General features: G+C 62.2%; 16 protein-coding genes and 2 pseudogenes. 11 read left to right on the top strand and 7 right to left on the bottom strand.

The features are described 5' to 3' along the window. Nucleotides 1–87 precede the first annotated feature (87 nt). From ACSQ84_RS04365 to ACSQ84_RS04340, 6 genes are all read left to right on the top strand, one after another. Nucleotides 88–957, top strand: a complete 870-nt coding sequence (locus ACSQ84_RS04365; RefSeq protein ID WP_436210388.1) for an NAD(P)-dependent oxidoreductase — start codon at nucleotides 88–90, stop codon at nucleotides 955–957. 280 nt (nucleotides 958–1,237) lie between these two features. Continuing rightward, complete coding sequence (locus ACSQ84_RS04360; RefSeq protein WP_436210387.1) at nucleotides 1,238–2,842, top strand: sensor histidine kinase; 1,605 nt, start codon at nucleotides 1,238–1,240, stop codon at nucleotides 2,840–2,842. Nucleotides 2,843–2,887: 45 nt separating this feature from the next. Next, entirely contained in the window at nucleotides 2,888–3,091 is a 204-nt protein-coding gene (locus ACSQ84_RS04355; protein ID WP_436210386.1) for a DUF1289 domain-containing protein, read from the top strand. Between the two features lie 31 nt (nucleotides 3,092–3,122). Continuing rightward, nucleotides 3,123–3,695 carry a TIGR02281 family clan AA aspartic protease gene (locus ACSQ84_RS04350; protein ID WP_436210385.1) on the top strand — a complete coding sequence of 191 codons (573 nt, stop codon included), beginning with the start codon at nucleotides 3,123–3,125 and terminating at the stop codon, nucleotides 3,693–3,695. 286 nt (nucleotides 3,696–3,981) lie between these two features. Then, complete coding sequence (locus ACSQ84_RS04345; RefSeq protein ID WP_436210384.1) at nucleotides 3,982–4,968, top strand: TAXI family TRAP transporter solute-binding subunit; 987 nt, start codon at nucleotides 3,982–3,984, stop codon at nucleotides 4,966–4,968. Nucleotides 4,969–4,978: 10 nt separating this feature from the next. Further along, nucleotides 4,979–6,865, top strand: a complete 1,887-nt coding sequence (locus tag ACSQ84_RS04340; RefSeq protein WP_436210383.1) for a TRAP transporter permease — start codon at nucleotides 4,979–4,981, stop codon at nucleotides 6,863–6,865. Nucleotides 6,866–7,069: 204 nt separating this feature from the next. Here the strand turns inward: ACSQ84_RS04340 and ACSQ84_RS04335 are convergent, their stop codons facing one another. The 6 genes from ACSQ84_RS04335 to ACSQ84_RS04310 form a co-directional block, all read right to left on the bottom strand. Next, nucleotides 7,070–8,470, bottom strand: a complete 1,401-nt coding sequence (locus tag ACSQ84_RS04335; protein ID WP_436210382.1) for a TRAP transporter large permease — start codon at nucleotides 8,468–8,470, stop codon at nucleotides 7,070–7,072. Continuing rightward, a complete protein-coding gene (locus ACSQ84_RS04330; RefSeq protein ID WP_436210381.1) occupies nucleotides 8,467–9,057 on the bottom strand; it encodes a TRAP transporter small permease subunit in 591 nt (196 codons plus the stop codon). Before ACSQ84_RS04330 ends, ACSQ84_RS04335 begins: the two co-directional genes overlap by 4 nt. Nucleotides 9,058–9,135: 78 nt before the next feature. Next, nucleotides 9,136–10,191 (bottom strand): TRAP transporter substrate-binding protein, encoded by a 1,056-nt coding sequence (locus ACSQ84_RS04325; RefSeq protein ID WP_436210380.1) that lies wholly within the window; start codon nucleotides 10,189–10,191, stop codon nucleotides 9,136–9,138. A gap of 210 nt (nucleotides 10,192–10,401) precedes the next feature. After that, nucleotides 10,402–11,391 carry a tRNA dihydrouridine(20/20a) synthase DusA gene (dusA, locus tag ACSQ84_RS04320; RefSeq protein WP_436210379.1) on the bottom strand — a complete coding sequence of 330 codons (990 nt, stop codon included), beginning with the start codon at nucleotides 11,389–11,391 and terminating at the stop codon, nucleotides 10,402–10,404. 672 nt (nucleotides 11,392–12,063) lie between these two features. After that, nucleotides 12,064–12,396: a hypothetical protein gene (locus tag ACSQ84_RS04315; protein WP_436210378.1), complete on the bottom strand. Its 333-nt coding sequence runs from the start codon at nucleotides 12,394–12,396 to the stop codon at nucleotides 12,064–12,066. 177 nt (nucleotides 12,397–12,573) lie between these two features. Beyond that, a complete protein-coding gene (locus ACSQ84_RS04310; RefSeq protein WP_436210377.1) occupies nucleotides 12,574–13,566 on the bottom strand; it encodes a LysR substrate-binding domain-containing protein in 993 nt (330 codons plus the stop codon). Between the two features lie 55 nt (nucleotides 13,567–13,621). Here ACSQ84_RS04310 and ACSQ84_RS04305 point away from each other — a divergent pair, with 55 nt between their 5' ends. The 5 genes and pseudogenes from ACSQ84_RS04305 to ACSQ84_RS04285 all read left to right on the top strand — a co-directional run. Continuing rightward, entirely contained in the window at nucleotides 13,622–14,251 is a 630-nt protein-coding gene (locus ACSQ84_RS04305; RefSeq protein ID WP_436210376.1) for an HD domain-containing protein, read from the top strand. Continuing rightward, a pseudogene (locus ACSQ84_RS04300) lies at nucleotides 14,248–14,643 on the top strand (Bug family tripartite tricarboxylate transporter substrate binding protein); the annotation flags it as partial. The gene ACSQ84_RS04305 and the pseudogene ACSQ84_RS04300, both read left to right, overlap by 4 nt. A 7-nt stretch (nucleotides 14,644–14,650) precedes the next feature. Continuing rightward, the gene (locus ACSQ84_RS04295) at nucleotides 14,651–15,226 is read left to right on the top strand and encodes a Bug family tripartite tricarboxylate transporter substrate binding protein (protein WP_436211178.1); all 576 of its coding nucleotides are present in this window, start codon (nucleotides 14,651–14,653) and stop codon (nucleotides 15,224–15,226) included. A gap of 59 nt (nucleotides 15,227–15,285) precedes the next feature. Further along, entirely contained in the window at nucleotides 15,286–16,656 is a 1,371-nt protein-coding gene (locus tag ACSQ84_RS04290) for a lipase family protein (RefSeq protein ID WP_436211177.1), read from the top strand. A 93-nt stretch (nucleotides 16,657–16,749) separates the two neighbouring features. After that, nucleotides 16,750–17,190 (top strand): annotated as a pseudogene (locus tag ACSQ84_RS04285) (Bug family tripartite tricarboxylate transporter substrate binding protein); the annotation flags it as partial. On the opposite strand, the gene ACSQ84_RS04280 reads toward ACSQ84_RS04285, so the two are convergent. Continuing rightward, complete coding sequence (locus ACSQ84_RS04280; protein WP_436211176.1) at nucleotides 17,091–17,483, bottom strand: LysR substrate-binding domain-containing protein; 393 nt, start codon at nucleotides 17,481–17,483, stop codon at nucleotides 17,091–17,093. The pseudogene ACSQ84_RS04285 and the gene ACSQ84_RS04280 sit on opposite strands and share 100 nt — an antisense overlap. Nucleotides 17,484–17,505 lie beyond the last annotated feature (22 nt).

Here is a 17,505-nt window from a genome sequence, read left to right as displayed (position 1 = left end):
TCCCGCCTGCATAATGCCGTCCGCCCGGCACCTTTGCCGGCCAAACTCCAAGGTAAGCCCGAACGGGCAAACGATAAGGTAGCACACATGGCTAAAGTCGCTTTTCTCGGTCTCGGCGTGATGGGTTTCCCGATGGCGGGCCATCTGGTGAAAAAAGGCGGCCACGAGGTCACCGTTTACAACCGGACCGGAGCCAAGGCGAAGGAGTGGGCGGACAAGTTCGGCGGCCGCACCGCGCCGACGCCAAAGGCCGCCGCCGAAGGCCAGGATTTCGTGATGTGCTGCGTCGGCAACGACAATGATTTGCGCGCGGTCACGATCGGCACCGATGGCGCGTTCGCCGGCATGAAGAAGGGCGCGACCTTCGTCGACCACACCACCGCTTCGGCCGAAGTCGCCCGCGAGCTCGATGCCGCCGCCACCAAGGCCGGCTTCAAGTTCGTCGACGGGCCGGTATCCGGCGGACAGGCCGGCGCCGAAAACGGCATCCTGACCGTGATGTGCGGCGGTGCGCTGGACGCCTATGCGGGCGCCGAGCCCGTGATCGCGGCCTATGCGCGGATGTGCAAGCTGCTCGGACCCGCAGGTTCCGGCCAGTTAACAAAGATGGTCAACCAGATCTGTATCGCGGGGCTGGTTCAGGGCCTGTCCGAAGGCATTCACTTCGCGAAAAAATCCGGCCTCGACGTCCAGGCCGTGATCGAGACCATCTCCAAGGGCGCCGCGCAGTCCTGGCAGATGGAGAACCGCTACAAGACCATGAACGACGGCAAGTTCGATTTCGGCTTTGCGGTCGAATGGATGCGCAAGGATCTGTCGATCTGCATCGCCGAATCCCGCCGCAACGGCGCCAATTTGCCGGTCACCGCGCTGGTCGATCAGTTCTATTCCGAAGTCGAAAAAATGGGCGGCAAGCGCTGGGACACGTCGAGCCTGCTGGCGAGGTTGGAGCGGTAGCGCGACATTTACAGCCCTCGTCGCTGTGCCCGGGCTTGTCCCGGGCATCCGCGTTTTCCTTTGGCCGCTACAGAAACAAGACGTGGATGGCCGGGCATAGGCGAGCGGAAGCGACGCCGTCCTAACAGACGACCATGCCCGGCCATGACGATGGGAAGTGTTAATTTAACCCGGCGTTAACGTGATTCTTTAGCTCTTTAAGTCATCGCTTAAGGTTTTGGGCTCACAGATAGACAATGCAAAAGCCCGCGCGGTTCGCGGGCAGGGTTTGTGTTGTTTGATGAGTATTCCCGCAGAAAAGCCCGAGGTCGTCCAGCTTCCGGCGGAACCGCCAGTTGCCGCCCCGGTCAATACCCGGCGTCTCGCGGCGCAGCGGGTGCGTGAGGCGCGCGACCGGTTAACGTCGACCAGCGGAACCCGCCCGGCTTTCGATACCGAACTGCTCCGGCAATATGCCCAGACCAGGATGTCGGCTTCCTATGTCGTCATGCTGCTGGTGGTTGCGACCGGTGTACTGTTCGGCCTTTGGATGCACCTGCTCGCGGCCGTGGCCTGGACCATCGGCATGCTCTGCATCCATGCCGTCATCATCCGCAATTGCCGGCGGTTTCTGGCGGTGCAGCCCTCGCTCGCCGCCACGCGCAAATGGCGCACGCGATTTGTGCTGCTCGACCTGCTCTACGGCCTGTGCTGGACCGCGATCCTGATCCACCCCGCCGGCCTCGACGTCGTGTCCAACACGATGATGATGTTCCTGATGCTGCTGGTGATCGCGGTGTCGAGCATGCTGGCGGCCAGCCTGCCGATTGCGGCGCTGGCGGCCACCGCGCCGGTCACCGCGGCGATCGCGCTGAATTTCGTGATGGGCGGCACCTTCGACACTTACGCGCTCGCCATGCTGGCGCTGGCCGCCGAAGGCTATTTCGCGCTGCTCGCCCATCGCCTGCACTCGACCACCCTGGCGACGCTGGAAGCGCGCGCCGAAAAGGATGCGCTGATCGGCGAGCTTGAGCAGGCCAAGGCGATCTCCGACGAGGCACGGCATCGCGCCGAATCCGCCAACGTCGCCAAGTCGCGCTTTCTCGCGCAGATGAGCCACGAACTGCGCACGCCGCTGAACGCGATCCTCGGATTCTCCGAGGTGATGAAGAGCGAGATTTTCGGCGCGCACACCGTGCCGGTCTACAAGGAATACTCTGCCGACATCCACAATTCCGGCGTCCATCTGCTCAACCTCATCAACGAGATCCTCGATCTGTCGCGGATCGAGGCCGGCCGCTATGAGCTCAATGAAGAAGCGGTGTCGCTGGTGCATGTCGTCGCCGACTGCCACCATCTTTTGAAGTTGCGCGCCACCAGCCGCGGCATCACCATCCACGAAGTGTTCGAACAGGGCATGCCGCGGATCTGGGGCGATGAGCGCGCCACCCGCCAGATCGTGCTCAACCTGTTGTCGAACTCGATCAAGTTCACCCCGCAAGGCGGCGAAATCTGGCTGAAGGTCGGCTGGACCGCATCCGGCGGACAGTATCTGAGCGTCAAGGATACCGGCTCCGGTATTGCGGAAGATGAGATCCCGATCGTGCTGGCGTCGTTCGGCCAAGGCTCCAACTCGATCAAGTCGGCCGAACAGGGCGCTGGGCTCGGACTGCCGATCGCAAAAAGCCTGATCGACATGCATGGCGGCACCTTCACGCTGAAATCGAAGCTGCGCATCGGCACCGAAGTCATCGTCACCTTCCCGCCGGAGCGCGTGATGTCGGCCCTGGCGCCGATGGCCGAGGAGGCCCCGCCCCTGCAGCCGGAACCCATCATCCCTGCGCCCGCCGACGAGAGACGCCGGGCGCGCAACAAACCGATCATGAGCGCCGGAACCGGATTGTAACTGGAGCGCTTGCGCAAAACACCGAAAGCATTTCACACTCCCTGAATGAGCAAAGAAACGCCGTGTATCGCAGTCTGCATGATGGATCCCAAAACCAAGCTCTGCTTCGGCTGCGGACGAACGCTGCCGGAAATCGCGCAGTGGCACCGTATGGACAGCGCGGCGCGGTTGGCGGTGATGGATGGATTGCCGGCACGCATGGCAGAGGCCGGCCTGGCGCAGATCGCGGAGCGTCCGACGTCCGGCTGATCAATGCCTGGACTGCCGAGGGAGGCGTGCTGTGAGCCGCATCCTGCTTGTCCTTGTCACGCTCGCGGCCACGGCCGGCGCAGTGGTGGCCTATGGTGACCCCGAACAGATCGCGCGCGCCAGCGACCAGGTTTCGCAGATGCTGCGGCGGCGCGGCCTGCAGCCGGAGCCCGCGGTGCAGATCGCCCGCGGCCAGACCGGCGAATTCGCGCTGCATGCCAAGATCAACGGCGTCAAGGCGCCGATGGTGATCGACACCGGTGCGACCTCGGTGGTGCTGACCTGGGAGACCGCGAAGGCGATCGGGCTGCCGCTCGAGATGCTCGAATACAATGTCGACGTCGAAACCGCGGGCGGACACACCAAGGCGGCGCGCCTGACGCTGAACCGTCTCGCGGTCGGTCACCTCGTCGAGAAATCAGTTCCGGCGCTGGTGGTGCCGCGCGGGCAGATGAAAACCAATTTGCTCGGCATGAGCTTTCTGGATCGCCTGGAAAGCTGGGGCGTAAAGGCCGACCAGCTGATGCTGCACGGCTATCCCGACGTGACCGGCAGTGTGAACGCCCCGCGCCGCCAGAAGCGCGACCGCGCGGCCAGCAACTAGCGCGATCGCATCCAAGGCCGGCCGCCGTTCCAGCCATCAGGGCCTGCGCCGCGGCCATGAGTCTGCAGGCGTGGCGGCCGACAAATCGTGATGCAGTGCACGCAAACGTCGGCGTGGCACACTTCGTTGACAGTCGCCGCAGCGTGCTTGTAGCGTACCCGCTGCAGAACAGGCGCCAGATAATCGCACGCCGTGGGGACGACGAGGTCCCCGCCGGGAATTTGCGGACCAGAGCCCAAACAAGCTGCACCATCAGGGAGAGTTAACGCAGAGAGGGGATCCGCCGATGTCCGTGCACATGCGTGTCACACGCCGAGTGCTGTGCCTAACCGCTGCCGCAACACTGGCCATCGCCGCGACAGGCGCCACCCATGCCCAGCAGAAGACCGATGTCATCTTCAGCGCCGGCCCGACCGGCGGCAGCTGGACGCCGATGGCTGCGGCGGCCTCGCAGGTCGTCAACAAGCGATTTCCCGAATTGAACGTGCAGGTCGAGCCGGGCGCCGCCCTCGTCAACATGGAGAAGATCCGCAACGACAAGGCCGATATCGGCTGGTCGATGACCACCGTGATGTCCGACGCGCAGAAGGGCGAAGGTCAATTCGCCGGCAAGCAGACCGACAAGGGCCTGTTCGTCGCCAACTTCTACCCCAATGTCTGGCAACTCGTGGTTCCCGCGACCAGTGACATCAAGAGCGTCAAGGATCTGAAGGGTCATCCGGTGGCGCTGCCGTCACGCGGCAACACCAGCCTGGCGGCCGGCTGGGAGTATGTCCTCAAGGTCAACGGCATGACGCTGGACGACCTCGGCGCCAAGAGCTACGGGCCGGTCTCGTCCAACGCCGAGGCGGTGAAGAACCGGCAGGCGATGGCGGTCGGATGGTTCACGGTGGTGCCGGCGTCCTTCATCATGGACATGGGCTCGGCGATGAAAGTGCGGGTGCTTGGTGTCAGCAACGAGGAGATGGCCGCCCTGCAAAAGCTCAATCCGGGATTCGTGCCCTACACTCTCCCGGCCGGCCTCTACAAGGACCAGGGCGTGACCGAGGCCGTGCAGACCTTCCAGTCGCCGACCGTGCTGATTGGATCCTCCAAGACGTCCGCCGACGTGATCTACAAGATCACCAAGGCCATCGTTGAAGGGCGGGATGAGTTCGGCAACGTCACCAGCGTCATGAAGGGCGTGACGGGGGCGGAGATGGCGAAGAATTTCGGCATGCGGATGCACCCAGGTGCGGAGAAATATTACCGTGAAGCTGGGTTGATCAAGTAGGACCGGCGCAGTGCGCAAGCTCGCAGGCTACGCAGGCTTCGTCGTCGGCTTGGTGGCGGTCACGATGTCCGTCTACCACGTCTACGCCCGGCTGACGACGTACGCTCCCGATCAGCAGGCCCTGCTCTATATCACCCTCGCCTTCAGCCTGGTGCTGTCGTTCCTGCTGTGGCCTCGCAGCAAGGGCGCGACCCCCGATCTCGTGCCGTGGGCGGACCTTGCTCTGGCGGGTCTTTCGCTGGCGTGCATCGGCTACATGTTCTGGAATTACAACTACATCGTAAACCGTTTCCCCACTGCGGATGCGCTGACCCGCGTGGACATGATGGTGGGAATCACCGCCACACTCCTGGTGCTGGAGGCGACGCGACGCACCATCGGCGCGGCCCTGCCGATCGTGGCGATCGTCTTCCTGTTCTATGGGTTCGCTGGCCCCTGGCTGTACGGCTGGACTTACCACCGCGGCCTCACGCTCGAGATCACGGTCGACCAGGTATATTTCACCACCGAGGGCATTTTCGGTGTGCCGATGACGGTGGCCGCCACCTACGTCATCCTCTTCATCATCTTCGGCACCTTTCTGGAGAAATCCGGGGCGGGGCAGTTCTTCATGAACTTCGCCAACGCGATCGCGGGCGGCGCGCGCGGCGGCCCCGGCAAGGTCGCGGTGGTTTCCTCGAGCCTGTTCGGCACAATCTCCGGCTCCGCGGTCGCCAACGTCATGGTCGACGGCTGGCTGACCATTCCGATGATGAAGAAGACCGGCTTCAAGCCCGAGGCGGCGGCCGCCATCGAGGCGGTGGCTTCCACCGGCGGACAGATCATGCCGCCGATCATGGGGGCGGCGGCCTTCGTGATGGCCGAATTCCAGGGCGTCAGCTATACTCAGGTGATGATCGCCGCGGCGATCCCCGCGTTATTCTACTACGGCGCGCTGTTCGCCGCGATCCACTTCAACGCCGTGCGCTCGGGCCTCAAGGGCATACCGCGCGAGGAACTGCCGATCCTCGGTCACATCATGCTGCGCCAGGGGCACCTGTTCCTGCCGGTCATCGTGCTGCTGGTCCTGCTGCTCTACGGCTTCACGCCGACCTATGGCGCGATCATCGCCACCGTCGCGCTGGTCGGCATCTCGTGGCTGCGTCCCTCGACGGGGCTGAACTGGCGCGATTGCCTCGAAGGCCTGCGCGAAGGCGCGGTTCAGACCGTGCCGGTGGCGATGGCTTGTGCGTCCGCCGGAATCGTGATCGGCATCGTGCTGCAGACCGGGCTGGCGCTGCGGTTCACGGCGTTCCTGATCGACTTCACCTACGGCTCGCTGATGCCCGCGCTGCTCATCACCATGGTCGCCGGCGTCATTCTCGGGATGGGCATGCCGACCACTCCCGCCTATATCATGCAGGCGGCGCTGCTGGTGCCTGCGCTCATGAAGCTCGGCGTGGAGCCGATGGCGGCGCACATGTTCGCGTTCTACTTCTCGTGCCTGTCGGCGGTGACGCCGCCGGTGGCACTTGCGGTGTACGCCGCCGCGTCGATCGGCGGGGCCGGCCTGTGGGCCTCGGGCGTGCAGGCGATGAAGTTCGCCGCCGCCGGATTCATCGTGCCGTTCTTCTTCGTCTATAACCCTGCCCTGCTGTTCCAGGGGCCATGGCTCGAGATTCTGGGCGCGGTGCTTTCCGGCACCATTGGAGTGATCGCGCTTGCGGCCAGTCTCGAAGGCTACTTCCTGCGTGTGGCAACGTGGTTCGAGCGGGCACTGTTCCTTGCTGCCGCCTTGCTGCTGATCGATCCCGGTCTCGTCACCGATGCCATCGGCATAGGCCTGCTTATCATCGCATTGCTGCTGCAGAAGTTGTGGACTCCGCAATCCATGATCGCACGGGAAGCGAGCTCGTGACCCGCCCCCAGTTCATCGCCCTGACGCTGATTGCGGCAACACTGATCGTCGGCACCGTGCTTTACGGCGTACTACGCATCTACGCCTGAGCTCATTCGGCAGGCCGGCGGCCGCAGAATAAACTCCTGAAATGATTGCAATCATCCGTCGCTCGCGCCGCTCGGACCAAACGGGCGAGTTCTCATGTTCTTGCGACGACAAGAGTCAATTCGGTCCGACCGCCGAGGCGGCGATTTGTACGGGCACCACATACTCGATCTGCACCTTCTTGCGTTCGGCATCCCTGCGGGCCTGCAACCAGCCAGGAAACCACATCGCAATCGCGGGGAAGATCAGCACCAGGATCACGCAGAGAACCTGGATGACCATGAAGTCCGCCATGCCGCGGTAGATCAACCGCAGGTTCCATTCCCGCACGACCTGCTTGAGATAGTAGGCCGACATCGCGACGGGTGGAGACAGGAACGCGGTCTGCAGAACCACCGCGACGATGCAGCCGAACCACACCATGTCGTAGCCGAGCCCCTTGGCCACCGGCGCCAGCATGGGCAGAAAGATAAACACGATCGCCGGCCATTCGAACGGCCAGCCGAGCAGGAATATCAGGGTCAGCAGCAGCGTCATGGTGCCCCATGCCGGCAGCGGCGAGGCAAGCAGGGCATTGGTCATCCAGCTCGCCGTGCCGAGCCACGCGAACACGGCACCGAACACGTTGGAGGCGACGGCGAGCAGCAGCACCATGCTGGTGGTCGCCATCGTGCTGTAACAGGCCTGCAGCAACCCGCTCCACGTGAATTTGCCGTACAGGATGACCAGCAGGATGGCGCCGAGCGCGCCGAGGGCTGCCGCCTCCGCCGCCGTCGTGATGCCGGCAAGGATCGCCCCCAGCGTGACGACGGTCAGCACCGTCACCGGAACGAGGCCGACCAGGCACTCCCACAGCACGATCTTCATCGATTCCGGCCGCTCGTCGAGCGGCACGGGCGGACCGAGTTTGGGATTGAAATGACAGCGGATCAGCGTGTAGGCGATGAACATGCCGGATAGCAGGAAGCCCGGACCGAACGCCGCCGCGTAAAGGTCGATGATCGAGATATCCAGCACCGGCGCCATCACGACCAGCATCACCGACGGCGGAATCAGGATGCCGAGCGTGCCGCCGGCCGCGATCGCGCCCGCCGACATGCGCACGTCGTAACCGGCGCGGATCATCATCGGCCCGGCCATGATGCCGAGCAGCGCCACCGTCGCGCCCACCGTTCCGGCAGCGATGCCGAACAGCGTCGCGGTGACGATGACGACCACATAAAGCGCGCCCTTGAGCGGCGCAAACAGGTCGCGGAACGCCCTGAACAGCCGTTCCATCAGCCCCGCCTGATCGCAGATGAAGCCCATCAGGATGAACATGGGCACCGCGACCAACTCATCCTGCTTCATGATGCCGATGGTCTGCAGGTAAGCGAGGCTGAGCACCCGCTCTCCCATCCCGATGTAGCCGAACACGCCGGCGAGAAAAAGCAGCGTGAAGCTGATCGGCAGGCCGATGAAGATCGCCCCCAGCATCACCAGCAGCATGAACAGGCCAAGCAGCTCTAGACCGGTCATATCTCGATCTTTTCCTTGTGCTCGAACTCGCGCCCGAACTGGATCTGGTACCAGCACTTCAATACTTCGGACACGCCCTGGATCATGAGCAGGACGGCCGCCAACGGCACGGTGGCGCGGAACGGCCACATGATCACGCGCCACACGCTTTCCTGCGACCGTTCGCCGGTGTCCCAGGAATGCAACGCGGCGTCGAAGCTGATCAGCATGAAGGTGATCATGACCGGGTAGAACAGCAGGATGTAGGAGATCATGTCGATGATCCCCTTGGTGCGTTCCGAAAAGTTCTCCCAGTAGATGTCGGTTCGAACGTGCGCGCCTTTGTAGAGCGCATATCCGCAGGCGAGCATGAAGGCCGCGCCGTTGGCCATGAAGCTCGACTCGTAAACCCAGACGGTCGGGGCATTGAACCCGTACCGCATCACGACCTCGTAGGAGATCGTCACCACGAGGAACAGCATCGTCAAGGCGATGATCCGGCCGGTGACGTCCGAGAACCGGTCGATCGCCCGAATGATGGTGTAGAAGGCGCGCGGAAATTCGCTCCCCACGCCGGCAGGTTGAGAGGCTCCGGTGTCAACCGACATGAATGATCTCCCTTAGAAGCAACTGGCGTCGGGTATCCCGACGCCAGCAGCACGCGACGCGCAATCAAAGAAAGCGGATCACTTCTTCAGGTAGATCTTGTCCTTCCAGTAATACTCGCCGGCAAAATTGTACGGTGGGAACCAGGAAAGCTTGAACGGAACGATCTGTTCGGCGTACGCTTTCTGGCTGTCCATCGCCTTCTTGTAGAAGGGGTTCTTGGCGGCGTACTCGACCTGGATCTTCTCCCACTCGTCGAGGAAGTTCTTCAGGACATCATCCGGCGTGCGATGCATCTGGACGCCCATCTTGATGAGCTCCTGGCAGGCCAGCGCGGTCTCGCGGTTGAAGGCGAAATTGCGCTGCGTCGTGGCATAGACGCTGGCAACCTTGATGATCTCCTGCAAGTCCGGTGTGAGCTTCTTCCAGACCTCGCCGTTGATGATCAGCTGACCGCCGGTGACGGGCTCGTGCATGCCAGGGGTGTAGTAGTGCTTCGCGACCTGGTGCAAACCGAGCTTCTTGTCCTCCTCGCAGTTGATCCACTCCGCGCCTTCGATCACGCCGCGCTCCATCGCCGGAACGATTTCGCCGCCCGGTATGGTCACGACCGACACGCCGAGCCGGCCGTAGGTCTCGGCGCCGATACCGTAGATGCGATACTTCAGGCCCTTGAGATCGGCGAGGCTGTTGATCTCCTTCTTGAACCAGCCCATCCCTTGCGGATAATCGGTCGGGATCGGGAAGCCGACGACGTTGAGTTTGAGGACGTCGCGGTAGAACTCTTCCAGCAGCTTCATGCCGCCGCCGTCATAGTACCAGGCCCAATAGTCCTGCCCGTCCATGCCGAACAGCGGACCGTGCGACATCGGGATGGTGGCGGTGTTGCGCCCGAGAATGTAGCCAAACGGCGCCATTCCAACATCGAGGACGTTCTTGGAGGTTGCGTCGAATACCTCGAACGGGGGAACGATCGCGCCGGCGGGGAGAGTCTCGATCTTGAGACGACCGCCAGACATTTTCTCGACGGTCTCGGCCCACAATTTGAAGATGAGGTGAAAGTTCGACGACGCGGGATGGGTCGATTGCCCCTTCAACAGCAGGGGCTTCGGCGCCGGAGCCGGGGTCTGAGCCAAAGCTGGCTCCGTAAAGGTGGCGGCGAGTCCGAGGGCAGCAGCCACGACAACAGACGTGTATCTGAGCATTCTCACTCCTCCCTTTTTTGTAGTTTTCTCCTTGGTCGATGTCTTTTTGATTTTATGCGCTGAGGTTACGGACGGGATGATTGCGCTGTCAAGGCGATATCTGTTGGACCGGCAGCTGGCTCGTTCGAAGGTCGTGTAGCGTTACGCTGCGATCGAGGACGCCGCGCAGGTGTCAACCAGCGCGATTGCATCGCACAACACGTTGACGCCGGCGCCTTGCCTGACGCCGTTCTCGGCGAGGTGACGGCGGAACGCGCGCGCCCCCGGCACGCCGTGAAAGGCGCCGACGAAATGCCGCGTCATCGAATGCAGCCGCGTGCCCTGCCCGAGCTGGTCTTCGATGTAAGGCATCATCGCATGGAAGACATCTTTCATGCTGGCATGCGGTGCCGTCTCGCCAAACAATTCGGAATCGACCGTCAATAATCGCCACGGCTCCTGGTAGGCCGCCCGTCCCAGCATCACGCCATCGACATGGCCAAGATGCGCCTTCGCTTCGGCGAGGCTGCCGACGCCACCATTGATCATGATGGGCACCTCAGGCAATGCGGCTTTCAGCCGATAGACCCTGTTGTAATCGAGCGGCGGGATGTCGCGGTTTTCCTTCGGCGACAAGCCGTTGAGCCAGGCCTTGCGCGCATGCACGATCAACGCATCGGCGCCTGCCGCGACGACGCCGCGCGCGAGCACGTCGAGCGCCACTTCGGGATCCTGGTCGTCGATGCCGATACGGCATTTGACCGTGACCGGGATGTTCACCGCGCGCTTCATCGCGGCGACGCCCGCGGCGACCAGCGCCGGCTCCGCCATCAGGCAGGCGCCGAAGCGGCCGTCCTTCACCCGGTCGGACGGACAGCCGACATTGAGGTTGATCTCGTCATAGCCGAAATCCTCGCCGATCTTCGCAGCGGCAGCGAGATCGCGCGGATCGGACCCGCCAAGCTGCAGCGCCACCGGATGCTCGCTCGCATCAAAACCGAGCAGCCGCACGCGGTCGCCATGAATGATGGCGCCGGTCGTCAGCATCTCGGTGTAGAGCCGCGCCCGCCGCGTCATCAGACGGTGGAACACGCGGCAATGCCGGTCGGTCCAATCCATCATGGGTGCAATGCAAAATCGATGCGCTAACATATTGATGTTATTTCGCTTTATCGTCGCAAATGGAATAGTTGATTTTTGGGCCGACAGAAATTCAAAGCTGACTATTGGGGCATTTTCCTTTCATTTCAAGTTCTTAAGTCGATCGCCTGTTCGTCCTTCGATGACGCCGTGCCTTGTCCGGTACAGCATTGCAGTACCGAACGAGTTCATGCAGTACCGCGCTAGTTCCGACCCTCCTTACCAATCCCCCGCAAAGTAACGTGCCGCTCTGGCCATGCCTAGGATCGAACAAACGCCATCGTTGTTTTGGCGGCGATAGATCAAGGAAACCTGCGGGCGGCGATCCCGAGGTTGGCGTTTGCGCTATCAGAACCGCAGACATGCGAAAGCTTCGGCCTATATTGGGCTCGAAGAATGAGCGTTGCCCTCCGAAGGCGGAGGCCACGACTGCCCCACGGCCGAGGAATGATCAAATGACGCTGGTACCTCGATATTCGCGGCTCAATCGCCCGAGTAGATCACGTCCAAAATGGCGAACTCCTGCTCGATAAAGTGCCGTGCCAGCGTATGCATCACGCGTGCAGCCGTATGCTATTTCGTGGGCATCATCGGGGTCGGACTTCGAGCGCTTCCCTGCATGCGCAACGGCCATGCGGCATGAGTTGTGAATGTACTCGTGCGGGGGTTCGTTGCCACACAGGGTCAGGAAGCGGCCGATGTTGTCGTTTCCCTTGGACGCGACGCGTAATGCCTCAAAATGCATACGAAACCATTTCCGCGCCGCCTTCCGCAATGCGGGCCCTTTTCGCGAGACATTTGCTTTGCAGACCGATGGCGCATGACATCTTGTCGATGTTCGCCGTAGGTGATCGCCTTGTCCATAGAGATAGCCGCTTTGCTATCCGCAAACCTCGCAAACCTTTCCTCGAACAGTTCGACCAACAAAGAATACTGGCTAACATCGACATCGGCGGGCATTCCATCGGGATAGTGCCGCAGCCAAAATCGGTTCACTAAAGCCGCTTTTGCGGTCACGCTCGATTTACTCTCCTTGCCCGGGCGGCCGAATGCAGCCTGGACGGAGAGAACTAATGGCGCAGCACAAAGAGGCTCCGAGGTGCTTGGCGTGAGAGAGCCCGTCCGTCAAACCGCTTTCGTCGCACTGGCGCATTTCGGCAATCGCTTCCGCCAACCGAGTGCGATTCTGCATCGTTACAAGCCGCTCTCGGCCGTAACCCTCTGCACGACGCCGGCAAACTCTTCCACAAGACGAGAAGCCGGTCGTTTTGTGCCTTTCAGCAAGCGTGCGACGCTTTGCAGGCTCGGTGCGAATGGACGTGTGACCAGGTCGGGGGCTCGCGCACTGAGCAAGCCGAGGCCGTCCAGGATCGCGATTCCGGCACCGGCGCGCACCAACTCGCAGGCGATATTCGACTGCGACGTCTCGACCGCGATGCGCAAGCGTAGATTGGCCTCGGCAAACGCAATGACGATCGCGGCCCCGATCGACAAATGCGGGCCCGGACAGATCACTGGCTCGTCGGCAAGATCGGGCGCGCTCAATGCAGCCTTGGCCGCAAGCCGGTGGCCGACCGGCAGCACGCAACCGAGCTTGGTCGTGCAGAGAATGGTGCTTTCAAGGGACTGATCCCCAATCGGGCCGACAGTCAGACCGAGATCAGCTCGCCCTTGGGCGACGCGGGTGACGACCTCCGGCCCTGTCAATGTTTGAATGACAATGGAGACGTCCGGCCGTTCGGCGCGAAAGCGCCGGACCGCCTGCGGCACGATGGTGTGGCCGAAGCCGGTGACGGTCGCAACCGTCAGCAGCCCCGCCTGACCGTCGCGAAGTTCGACCGCCAGCCGTTGGGTGTGCTCGATCGCCGCGAACACGTTCACGACTTCTGCGAAAAGCGTCTGCGCCTCGGTCGTCGGCTTCAGGCGCTTCTTCTCGCGTTCAAACAACCTGAAACCGAGACGCTCCTCCGCCTGTTGCAGCATACGGCTGACCGCCGGTTGGGAGATGTTCAAGGTGATGGCCGCGTTGGTCACCGAGCCCGATTGCATCACGCATCGGAACACGTCCATCTCGCGTACGCTGATCGCCATATATAACTCCAGAGCATGAACTATGACCAAATCGGTATTTGAAACTATGTTGTGGGCGGCGGCAACATCCGGTTGAGACGAATAATGGTTGTCCATGTATTTCCTTGATCGACGCCCGCCCCGCCCCGTCACAGACGCGCTGCGCGCGACAGTGCTCGAGGATCTGCCGGAACTTGCGCACGTTCGTGATGAAGAACTGCGCCACAAAGCCGTCGAGGCCTGGGCCTATGCATTGGCGGAAACGGATTTTCCGCGCATCAGCGCCATTCCCGGAGAAGCGACGCCCGGCGTCTTCGCGCTGAAGCGCGGCAGCCAGGCGATACATCTGCGCAGCGTGGCCCGAATCTCGATCGCGATCGCAGACGAATTTGCGCAGGAATTTCCCGAAGCCATTGTCGACCGCGACATCGTTCTGGCGGGTGCACTGCTGCACGATGTCGGCAAGGCCTGGGAGTTTGATCCCGTCAACCGCAGACGATGGGAAGCAGACAAGTCGCAGGCCGGTTCGCCCGCACTGCGTCATCCGGTCTACGGCGCCCACATCTGCATCGCAGTGGGGCTACCCGAAGAAGTCGCGCACATCGCACTCGGCCATTCCTACGAGGGCGACCTGATGCACCGTAGCCTCGAATGCCTGATCGTTCATCGCGCGGATCATATGTGGTGGTCGATTGCAGGCGGTTTCGGCCTGCTCAAGGCGGAAACGGCGGGCATGCTCGAAGGCAGAAAAATAGCGCCGCGCGCCGTGCGGACAGTCGAAAGACCGGGAGAAACAGGATGACAACGGCGAGAGGGCTGACGCGGCGGGTTAGCCTTGGCCTGCTCGGTGCGCTCGCAACTCCGTGGCTTGCCCGCGCGCAGAGCGATTATCCCAGCCGCATCGTCAAGCTGATCGTGCCCTATGCTGCCGGCGGGAGCAGCGATGTCGTCGCGCGTTTCATCGCGGAGCGCATGCGCGACTGGCTGGGGCAGTCGATCGTCATCGATAACCGGCCAGGCGCGGGGGCGATCATCGGATCGAAATTCGTCGCAAAGTCGGCACCCGACGGCTACACGCTGCTCGGTGGCGTATCCACCCACGCGGTGAATCCACATCTGCGCAAGCTCGCACCCTATGACGGGATCAACGACTTCACTTCGCTGGGGCTGATCGGCACCGGGCCTCTGGTGATCTCGGTCAATCCTGGCGCCTGTCAACAATCTGCAGGAACTCATCGCCTACGGCAAGGCGAACCCAACCAAGCTCGCCTACGGTTCCGCGACCGGCGTCATTCTGCATCTCGCCGGCAAGTTGCTGAAGAACATGGCGGGCTTCGAGATACTGCATATTCCCTATGGCGGCAACGGACCGGCGCTGACCGATGTGCTCGGCGGAAAGCTGCAGGTGATGGTCGACGCTGTCAGCAACTCGGCACCCTACATCGCCGATGGAAAATTGCGACCCTTGGTCGTCCCGTCGCGGCACCGTACGCCGCTGCTGCCGGACGTGCCGAGTTCGGCGGAGGCAGGCTTGCCCAGCTATCAGGTCGAGACATGGTTCGCGCTCTACGGTCCGGCAGCGATGCCGGACGAAACCGTCGGGAAGGTCAACGCCGCACTCAATGCCGTGCTGCTGGGGCCCGACGCGGTGGCTCAGTCCGCCAAGATCGGCCTCGAGCCGCGGGTTACGAGCCCAGCGCAAGCGGCTGCGCTGCTCAAGGCGGAATCGGAAAAGTGGCGAGATGTCATCCGCCGGATCGGGCTACAGGTGGAATAGGATTCTCGACTGGCTGCCAACGCGCCTTTCGAGTGCGAAAAATATGCGTAGCTCGGTACGTGCGCAGGACCTGGCGCCGTACGGAGGAACGCGACCAGTCACAAGCGGGCGCAGCTTTGAGTGCTGCGCCAAACACCGTAGGGAAGAAAGCAATGAAAGCACTTGCAAGAATGAGCGTCACCGTACTCGCTCTCTGCGCCTCGCCTCATGCGGGCGTGCTTTACGCCGCGGCGGAGTCGCTACCTCAGGGACCGACCGTTGGTGACCAGGATCTGTCGCCATTCTACCGCTGGACCGGCGCTTTGCCCGAGAAGCCAGGTCTCATGCTACGCCAGGAGGGGTTACCCGATCAGCCTGAGATCGTTGCGGCGGCAACGGCGAGGCGAATCCTGTACACTTCGACGGATGCAAGATGGCGATCCGGCATCATTCCGGTAAGCGGCACACTTTATCTTCCGAAGCGAGCCGCGCCACAGGGCGGATGGCCGCTTGTTGCCTGGGCGCACGGCACGCTTGGCGCCTCTGACAGGTGCGCGCCATCCTGGAGCAGGCATCGCCCGCGCGACGGCGAGTACATCAACAATTGGCTGGAACAAGGTTTCGCTGTCGTTGCGACTGACTACCAGGGTCTTGGCGGCCCCGGCCCGCATCCCTATCTCAATTGGGGAGCAGAAGGACGCTCGGTGCTCGATGCCGCAAGAGCAGCACTCGGCCATTCGAACGGACAGATCGCCAACACCATCATCATCACGGGTCAGTCGCAAGGCTCCGGCGCCTCGCTCGGCGCAACGCGTCTGGCGCCCTCTTACGCGCCCGACCTCAACATCAAGGCATCGATCGCAACCGGCATCATTTCCGCGTTTCCCCCGGCAGACAAGAAGCCTTCAAGCGAGCAGAGTTTTGCGCGTTCAGTTCCGCCGCAACTCACCATTCTCATGATGATCGGCGGTGCTCTCGGGGACGACGCGATAAAGCCGGACGACCTCGTTACTGAGGTAGGGAAGCCACTGCTCCAGGCCGCCCGCGAGGGATGCAACGCGGAGCTTGCACAGGTCGTTCGCTGCAACGGCCTGACCCTGGCAAACAGCCTGAAAGATCCAGAGATCGCGGACCGTGTAAGCGCCGTCATAGACATGAGTCCGGTTCGAATGCCGGTACCGGTCTTTCTCGCCACAGGCCTGGCCGACAAGTCGATCTACCCGCAGCGCCAATATGCCGCGGTTGCAGCCCTCTGCGCTGCCGGGAGCCATGTGGTTTGGAAAGCCTATGCCGGTGTAAGCCATAACGGAACGGTCCACGCAGCCTACCCCGACGAACTTGCATTCGTTCAGGCCGCCTTGGCTGGGAATCCGATGCAGTCCAATTGCGCTGCGATTGCCGATCCGGGCCTGCCGGGAGACCCCTTACCCGGTTTCAAATTCAACGATTGATGAGACGCCGGGAAACCACGCGATCGTCTAATTCAATCTTGATCCGCGGGCCGCGCTGTTCAAGGCAGAGACCCTGGGCAATGGAGGAGGTCAATGCGCTCATTTACGCGAAGAACGATCGTCGGCTCGGCGCTGGCGACCGCGCTTTCTGTTTCGCCATTTCTGCGAACAGCCAAGGCGCAGACTTACCCGCAACGACCAGTAAAGGTCATCGTTCCGTATGCCGCGGGAGGTGCCTCCGACATCATTGCACGGCTGATTGCACCGGAATTCGAACGTGCCATGGGCCAGCCCTTCATTGTCGATAATCGCGGTGGCGGCGCGAGCATGGTCGGCACGCAGGCGGTCGCGACCGCCTGCCCCGAAGGCGAAACGATCGGAATTATGGATAGCGCGTTTGTCATTAATCCTGGTCTGTTTCGCACGAAGCTTCCCTACAACACCAAAAACGACTTTGCTCCGATCTCGCTGTTGGCGACTTCGCCTCTCGTTCTCGTCGCGCATCCCTCTGTGGCCGCCAATAGCCTGCAGGAATTTGTGGCGCTACCTCGATTGCAGTCTTCAACGGGACGTCCGCATCGGCGAAGGCGCGTTACAGCTTGGATTCCCAAGGGAAGTTGCCTGTTCAGACATATCAGTGTTTCGTACTCGATATCGGCGGGTACGACATAAAGCTTCGATGCCAATGGATGCGTGTGCGGCATGACACATCCGAAATCGGTCGCCCAAAGATCGCTCACCGACACACCGGGCGCGGCTATGGAGTCGATGACAAATCCCAGGTCCGCCTGGTGGTTGGCGAGATGGGCGCCGACCTGGAGCGCCACTCATCGACTGCAGCGTGATCAC

It is taken from the genome of Bradyrhizobium sp. LjRoot220 (assembly GCF_964252915.1).
Lineage (GTDB): Bacteria > Pseudomonadota > Alphaproteobacteria > Rhizobiales > Xanthobacteraceae > Bradyrhizobium.
Note: the sequence above shows the minus strand (reverse complement) of the source record. Positions and strands in the feature narration are given on the sequence as shown.